This is a genomic window from uncultured Brachyspira sp. (assembly GCF_910578695.1).
In the GTDB taxonomy this organism is placed as follows: domain Bacteria; phylum Spirochaetota; class Brachyspiria; order Brachyspirales; family Brachyspiraceae; genus Brachyspira.
Genome location: NZ_CAJTQJ010000014.1, coordinates 36,521 through 44,955 on the forward strand (window position 1 = coordinate 36,521; position 8,435 = coordinate 44,955).

Below are 8,435 nucleotides of genomic sequence, written 5' to 3' on the forward strand. Positions count from 1 at the left end.
GAATAATTGAGAAAAATTAAAGTTAATATTAATAATAAAACTATAAAGTGCGGGCATATATAATTAAGTTTTAATAACATTTCATATTTAGAATTTTAAAAATTAATCCGTACTTACTAAATTTTCTTCGCTGCCATTAACTTTACCGTCTTTATCTACTTTAACTGTAAATATTTTTGAAACGCCCTTTTCTTCAGCAGTTATTCCATAATAAGCATCGGCTATAGTGGCAGATACCTCATCATGCGTTATTATTAGAAACTGAGTTTTATTTGAAAGATTTTTAACCATATTTTTATATCTTATAATATTAGCTCCGTCAAGTGCCGCATCAACCTCATCAAGTATGCAGAAAGGACTAGGACGGTATAAGAATATTGCAAATACCAAAGCAAGCCCTGTCATAGTAAGTTCTCCGCCTGAATATGATACAATATTTTCCATTCTCTTACCCGGAGGCTGAGCGAATATATCAATAGGACTATTCAGTAAATCATCTTCATTTTGTATTTTAAGTCCTGCATTACCGCCGCCGAATAATATTTTAAATGTTTCAGAAAATTTTTTATTTATTTCATTGAATGTTTTTAAGAAATCTTCACCCGCTTTTTTATTGGCATCGGCTATTATTTTTAGTATCTCTTCTTTTGACTTTTCTAAATCTTCTTTCTGTTTTATTAAAAATTCAAATCTGGTTTTAGCTTCCTGATATTCATCTAATGCCATTTCATTTATATGCCCTAAATTTTTTATTCTTTCATTAATAGTGCTTAATTTATTTTTATATGATTCTTCATCTATCAAGTTTTGAGTATTTTCCTCAAAGTCTTTCAAATTAAGGGCATAATTTTCATAAAAATGAGTATAAATATCTTTTATCTTATCATTGCTTTGATTTATTCTCTCGCCTGCTCTTGTGATATTTTCATTTATTTCATTAAGTTTTCTTACTCTTTTAGCTAAGCTGGTTTCAAAATTAGATAATGCTGACTCTGCCTTTTTTATTTCATTGGCTTTATGCCTTGATTCGCTTTCTGTTTTTGATTTCTTTTTTTCTAATTCTTTATAATTTATAGAGTTTTCTTTATATTCTTCATTTAGTCTTTTATATTCTTCTTCAAGTCTGTTTATTTTATCATTGAGAGAGGCAAATTCTTCTTCTATCATTTTTATGCTTTTTATTATCATTTCTTTTCTGTCTTCTGATGCTTTTTTATTTGTTTCGTATTTAGCTCTCTCTATTGTAAGGGTAGTAAGGTTAGAATTTCCTCTATTAATATTATCAGCAGAGATTTTTATTTCATTATTTATTTCTTCAATTTTTTCTATATTATTTTTTATAAAACTTTCTAAATATGCAATCTCTTTATCTATTGCTTCTTTCTGCATATAAGTTCCTTCCTTATCAAAAAGCAAATCAACGAAAGGATCTTTTATTCTTGTATACTCTTTAAAAATATTCTGCAGAAATAATGCATCTTTTTTCTCTGTTTCTAAAATCTCTCCTAAACTCCTAATAAAACTGCATAATGAATTATAATTAAGCTCATCTAAATTTGATAATACTCCGTCATCTTCAAATTCTTTTATAGTATTCATTTTTATATTTATTGAATTAAGTAAATTGCTAAATCCTATATCAATATCGCTTTCATGCTTTCCTATATTCTGATAAAAGCTGTTTCCCATTACATCTTTTTTCTTTTCATCTATCTCTGTTATTATTTTATTTATAACTTCTAATTGTCTTTCTCTTGCATCTGCAATTTTTAATGCTGCATTTTGATTTTCCTGAGTTATAGCAGATATTTGATCATTTAAACTTGCTATTTTATTTTGTTCATTTGCAATATTGCTTTCTTCTATTTCCTGTTCTTTTAAAGATCTTTCTATATTTTCAGCTATAGTTTTTACTTCTTCTTCAAGCTCTGCTATTTTATTTTTATCTTCATCTATTCTTTTTAATAATATATTTTTTCTGTTTACAGTTTCTTCTTTTTCTTTGCCTGCATTATCAAGCTGATTTTTTAACTGATTTGACATCTTTTCTATATGAGTAAGCTCAGTCATAATGAGAGAAACCTGCTTATCAAGTTCTATTGATAATGTTCTGGTTTCTTCAAATTTTAAAAGCTCCTCTTGTTTCTGCTTATCCAAATCCTGAAGCTCTTTTTCTAAATCTTTTCTTTTATTAATCTGATCTTCAAGACTTTTATTTTGTTCTTCTAAGTTTATTTTTAATTTTTTTATATTGTTAACATTTAAGCTTATATTTATTTTTTTATGCTCATCTTTAAGATTATAATATTTTTCTGTTCTTGCCGCCTGTTCTTTCAAAGATTTATAATGTTTTTCAGCATTCTTTATTTCTATTTTTACATTATCAATATTTCTTTCAGATTCTTCTAATTTTTTTGCAGCTTCTCTTCTTCTTTCAAGATATTTGCTTATTCCTGCAGCATTTTCAATAATGCTTCTTCTCTCTTCAGGCTTCTGCTTTGCTATTTCTGATACAGTACCCTGCTTTATAACCGAGTATGCATTTTTACCAAGTCCTGTATCTAAAAACATATCAACTATATCTTTTAATCTTACCTGCTCATCATTGATATAATATTCTGATAGTCCTTTTCTATAATACTTTCTTGTAACTACAACTTCATCTGCATCATATTTTTTTATCCATCTTTCTTTATTATCCAAAGTAAGAACTGCTTGTGCAAGAGAAGACGGCTTTCTGTTTTCAGTACCGTGAAATATAACGCTTTCAAGTCCTTTTGCACTATCTATTCTTAATCTGCTTGCAGACTGCTCTCCCATAACCCATAGAAAAGCCTCTACAATATTGCTTTTTCCTATTCCGTTAGGTCCAAGCACTACTGTAATTCCTTCATTAAACTCTATATTAGTTTCTATAGCAAATGATTTGAATCCATGCAAATTAAGATTCTTTATGTACATCTCTTTTCCTAATTTTAAATATATATTTATTAATTATACAATTCTATTAAAAAATAATCAATTATTAAATAAATAATATATAAAAACACTGTAAATTTAAATTATACGAATTTGAAATTTACTTAATAATAATATTACTGCTGATATTAAAAGTAAAAAATAAAAAAGACAAATTTAGATTTTTATAATATTTAAATCATAAAAAATATAATTCATTATTTTTAAAATATTCAGATTAATCAATAAAATCTTGACTTAATCTTTTATTTATGATAGCATTATAGTTGAATTTTATATGCTCGCGTATAGGATATTATTTTAATTTAGGAGTATATTTATGGCTGTAAAAGTAGCAATAAACGGTTTCGGACGCATTGGTCGTCTAGTTTTTCAGGCATTAGTAGAACGCGGTTTATTAGGCAAAGAAATTGATGTAGTTGGCGTAGTGGATGTTAGTACTGATGCTAAATATTTTGCTTATCAATTAAAATATGATTCAGTTCATGGCAAAATGAAAGCTGATATATCAACAGAAGGCGAAGATGTATTAGTAGTTAATGGATGCAAAATAAAATGTATAGGAGCTACTAAAGAATTAAAGGATCTTCCTTGGAAAGATTTAGGAGTAGAGTATGTGATAGAATCTACAGGTCTTTTCACTGAAAAAACAAAAGCAGAAGGACATATAGCAGCAGGTGCTAAGAAAGTAATTATTTCTGCTCCGGGTAAAGGCGATTTAAGAACTTTTGTTTATGGCGTAAATCATGAAGAATATAACCCTGCAGAACATCATGTAGTATCTAATGCTTCTTGTACTACTAACTGTTTAGCCCCTGTAGTACATGTACTTCTTAAAGAAGGTATCGGTGTGGAAACAGGTCTTATGACTACTATTCACTCTTATACAGCTACTCAGAAAGTAGTAGACGGACCTTCTAAGAAAGATTGGAGAGGAGGACGTGCGGCTGCTATCAATACTATTCCTTCTACTACTGGCGCTGCTAAAGCGGTTGGAGAAGTACTGCCTGCTACTAAAGGTAAATTAACAGGTATGAGCTTCAGAGTAGCTACGCCTGATGTATCTGTTGTAGATTTGACTTTCAGAAGTGAAAAAGACACTTCTATTGAAGAAATTGATGCACTTATGAAAAAAGCTTCTGAAACTTACTTAAAAGATGTTTTAGGTTATTGTAATGAAGAATTGGTGTCTTCTGATTTTATACATGATCCTAGAAGTTCTATTTATGACTCTTTAGCTACTGTTCAGAACAATTTAAAAGGTGAGAAAAGATTCTTTAAAGTTGTTTCTTGGTATGATAATGAATGGGGTTATTCTAATAGAGTAATTGATTTATTATTATATATGTATAACAAAAAATAATATTAAAAATAAATTATTTTAAAACTATAAACAGCAAGTTTATCGCTAGCAATACAAAAAGATAAACGAGCAGCTGATAACCGACATTTAAGGAGGTTGTCAGCTATTATCAAGCGAGTTTATCGCTAGCAATAATAAAGAAATTTTTATTAGCAATAAGGGTGTTATATTGATTATAGCACCCTTTAAATTTTTAATAAAAAATTATCATTAAGTTATAAAGTCATAAAATCATAATATAAAGGAGTTAATTATAATGAAAAAAACAGTAAAAGATATAGATATTAAAGGTAAAAAAGTTATAATGAGAGTGGATTTTAATGTGCCTCTCGATAAAGAAACAAGTTCTAAAATCACAGATACTACAAGAGTAGATGCTGCTATGCCTACTATAGAATATATACTTTCTCAAGGAGCTTGTTTAATACTTATGAGTCATTTAGGCAGACCAAAAGGAGAGCCTAATCCTAAATATTCTTTAAAACCTGTTTATGATTATTTAAAAACTAAACTTCCTAATAATAAAGTTGAATTTGCTAAAGACTGTATAGGAGAAGAAGTAAAAAAACAGGCTTCTGAATTAAAGGCAGGAGATGTATTATTACTTGAAAATTTAAGATATCATGCAGAAGAAGAGAAAAATGATACTGCATTTTCTAAAGAGCTTGCTGATTTAGCTGATGTTTATGTTAATGATGCTTTCGGTACTGCACATAGAGCTCATTCTTCTACTGCAGGAATTGTATCTGCTAAACCTGAAATGCCTGCTGTTTCAGGCTTCTTAATGGAAAAAGAAATTAAGTATTTGGGAGATGCTGTTGCTAATCCTCAGCGTCCTTTTGTTGCTATAATAGGCGGAGCTAAAGTTTCTTCAAAAATTTCTGTACTTAAAAATTTAATTAATAAAGTAGATACTTTAATAGTAGTAGGAGGTATGGCTTATACTTTCTTTAAAGCTAAAGGTTTAGAAATAGGTTCTTCTTTATGCGAAGATGATTATATTGCTACTGCTAAGGAGATTATGGATAAAGCTAAGGAATTAAATAAAACTTTATATCTGCCTGTTGATAATGTTATAGCTGATAAATTTGATAATGAAGCTAATATAAAAACAGTAGATTCTAATGCTATACCTGCAGGCTGGATGGGTATGGATGTAGGACCTAAAACTTTAAAAGATCTTGAAGATATACTTAAAAATGCTAAAACAGTTGTTTGGAACGGACCTTTAGGAGTATTTGAAATGTCTAATTTTGCTAAGGGTACTTTTGAAGTGGCTAAATTTATTGCTGATTCTAATGCTGTGAGTATTATAGGCGGAGGCGACAGTGTATCTGCTGTTAATAAATCAGGTGTTGCTGATAAGATGACGCATGTATCTACAGGAGGCGGAGCTTCTTTAGAGTTCCTTGAAGGAATAGAACTTCCGGGTATTGCCGTACTTCAGGATAAATAATACATTAAAATATAAAAATAACTTATTAAAATTGTGAGTAAATAATATTTACAAAAATGTTATTAACTCGCAATTTTTATTATGAACTTTTATTATTATAAGTAAAATATATTCAGCTGTTTTTTACTTTTTTTAAAATTAAATGTATTTATACTTGACAAAAAAAACTTATGTATTATTATAGCTTTAAAATTATGAATTATGGAGCAAGTAATGGAAGAATTAGAATCTATGAGTTTATTATACGAATTAAATATATTAAACAGCTATTTTTTAAAATATGATGATGATGACGACTTTGACGATGATTTTGATGATGATGATAAAGATGACTTTGATGATGATTTCGATGATGATGACGACTTTGATGACTATGATTATGACGATGACTATGATGATGATTTCGACGACGATGACGACTTCGATGATGATGATTTCGACGATGATGACGACTTTGATGATGATGATTTCGACGACGATGACGACTTTGATGATGACTATGACGATGATATAGATGATTTTGATGATGATGACGACTTCGATGACTATGATGATGATTTTGATGACGATGATTTTGATGAATAATTAATTTTGTATATATAAAGCAATGCTGTTATTTTTAGTATTGCTTTATTATAAAAAGGCTTATAATGTCAGAAAAAAAATTCAAGAAATTTAATAACAATAAAGAAAGCAATAATAATAAAAGATTTTACAGTAATAATAAAAAAAACAAAAATAATTTTTTCAATAAAAAAAAATATAATAATAATCAATACAGATATCATGAAAAAAGCATAGAAGAATATGAAAAGAGCTATCTTAAAAGGCGTATGAAAGAGGATATTGAAAGACCTCTATGTCCTGTATGCAATAAACCTATATATATAATAGAAGAAGCAATAAGGCACAATACAAGCGGAGAATTAGCACATTTTGAATGCATATTAGATGAAATTAAAGAAAATAATATGTCTGATATGCAGGATGAAGATAAGATAGTTTATCTAGGTTCAGGTACTTTCGGTATTATACAGGAAAGACAAAATGGAAAGAATACTAGATTTTTTGTACGAAAACGCATTAATTATGAAAATAGAAAAGTTAAAAGAATAGAAGATGATTCGGATCCTGAAGAGGAGGATTTATTTAATGTATGATATTCCTCTGGGTTTTTCTTCTGCTGCTTTAAAATCGGGTCTTAAAAATAATGATTATGATTTGGCAATAATTAAAAGCGATCCGCCTAGTGTTGTTTCGGCTGTATATACTCAAAATCGCTTTCAGGCTGCACCTATTATATTTTCTAAAAAAAATGATAAAAATAATATAGAGCTTTTAATAGTTAATAGCAAAACAGCAAATGCTCTTACTGGAAAAAATGGATATAATGATGTTTTGGATATAGTAAAGCATTCAGAGAAAGTTTTTAATATAAAAAAAGATAATATGCTGACTGCTTCTACTGGAATTATCGGAGTGCAGTTAGATGTAAAAAAAATTAAAAAGGCTATAGATACATCTTTAAAATATTTTAATCAAGGCTTTGATAATATTGCAAGGGCTATTCAGACTAGGGATAAATTTGATAAGATATATACAGCACAATTGGAAGTATCTGGAAAATCAGCTAAATTTTATGCTGTTGCAAAAGGAAGTTCTATAATTCACCCCAATATGGCTACTGTACTTCTTTTTATATTCACAGATTTGAATATTGAAAAAGAAACTTTAAATAAAGCTTTCAGAGAATCGATAAATAAAACTTTGAATAGAATATCAATAGACGGAGAAACTTCTACTAATGATATGGCTGTTATAATGGCAAATGGAGCTGCAGGCAATAAAATCATAACAGAAAAAAATAAAAAATTATTAAAAGATTTCAAAAATAAATTGGATGAAATATGTGCTTATCTTGCAAAGATGATAATACTTGACGGAGAGGGCATAAGCAAAACTATAATAGTATCAGTAAAAAGGGTAAAGACTCAAAATGACGCCTTTAATATAGCACAAAAAATTGCAAAATCTAATATAATAAAAATTTTATTTCTTTCTAAAAATCCTAATTTTGAAAAAATATTATCTGCATTAGGCACTATCGATAATATAAATGTAAGTAATATATCATTATATGTTAATGATGTTTTAGTATATTCAAACGGCGAGCCGATTAAAAATGAAGCTGTTGATAAATTAAAAGAAGATATAGAAAATATAAAAGAAAATTACATAACAATAGATTTAGGTTTTAATACAAAATACGAAGACTATTATTATTTTACAGATTTAACGCAGGAATACATATCAATACATTCTTCTTATAATATATAAAAATTTTTCGCTTTAAATTATCTGACAGCTAAAGCTGTAAGATGCTGATAATATAAAACACTCATCATTATTATCTATTACTAAATTAAAGCTTTTCTATCTCATCTAAGCTTAAGCCTGTAAGCCTAGATATAAGATTAATATCCATATTTTCTTTTTTCATATTTTTAGCCATTAATATTTGAGTTTCTTTAATGCCCTCTTCTCTTCCTTTCTCTATTCCTTCTTTAATGCCTTCTTCTTTGCCTCTTTCTATTCCTTTTTGTATTCCCTCTTCTATGCCTTTGATACGCTCTTCAT

Annotated in this window: 6 protein-coding genes and 1 pseudogene; 5 read left to right on the forward strand and 2 right to left on the reverse strand. The window is 28.2% G+C overall.

Translation table 11 applies throughout. From position 1 onward, the window contains the following. Positions 1 to 102: 102 nt before the first annotated feature. The gene (locus QZ288_RS05820; RefSeq protein WP_295156280.1) at positions 103 to 2,961 is read right to left on the reverse strand and encodes an AAA family ATPase; all 2,859 of its coding nucleotides are present in this window, start codon (positions 2,959 to 2,961) and stop codon (positions 103 to 105) included. A 337-nt stretch (positions 2,962 to 3,298) separates the two neighbouring features. On the opposite strand from QZ288_RS05820, the gene gap reads away from it, so the two are divergent. From gap to argJ, 5 genes are all read left to right on the forward strand, one after another. After that, the gene (gene gap / locus QZ288_RS05825) at positions 3,299 to 4,342 is read left to right on the forward strand and encodes a type I glyceraldehyde-3-phosphate dehydrogenase (RefSeq protein WP_295156283.1); all 1,044 of its coding nucleotides are present in this window, start codon (positions 3,299 to 3,301) and stop codon (positions 4,340 to 4,342) included. Between the two features lie 256 nt (positions 4,343 to 4,598). Next, positions 4,599 to 5,798: a phosphoglycerate kinase gene (locus QZ288_RS05830; protein ID WP_295156286.1), complete on the forward strand. Its 1,200-nt coding sequence runs from the start codon at positions 4,599 to 4,601 to the stop codon at positions 5,796 to 5,798. A gap of 201 nt (positions 5,799 to 5,999) precedes the next feature. Then, a complete protein-coding gene (locus tag QZ288_RS05835; RefSeq protein ID WP_295156288.1) occupies positions 6,000 to 6,383 on the forward strand; it encodes a DNA primase in 384 nt (127 codons plus the stop codon). A 65-nt stretch (positions 6,384 to 6,448) separates the two neighbouring features. Continuing rightward, complete coding sequence (locus QZ288_RS05840; RefSeq protein WP_295156291.1) at positions 6,449 to 6,958, forward strand: hypothetical protein; 510 nt, start codon at positions 6,449 to 6,451, stop codon at positions 6,956 to 6,958. Next, positions 6,951 to 8,135, forward strand: coding sequence for a bifunctional glutamate N-acetyltransferase/amino-acid acetyltransferase ArgJ (gene argJ / locus QZ288_RS05845; RefSeq protein WP_295156294.1), 1,185 nt, complete (start codon positions 6,951 to 6,953; stop codon positions 8,133 to 8,135). Before QZ288_RS05840 ends, argJ begins: the two co-directional genes overlap by 8 nt. Before the next feature lie 85 nt (positions 8,136 to 8,220). On the opposite strand, the pseudogene QZ288_RS05850 reads toward argJ, so the two are convergent. After that, positions 8,221 to 8,435, reverse strand: a pseudogene (locus tag QZ288_RS05850) (hypothetical protein); the annotation flags it as partial.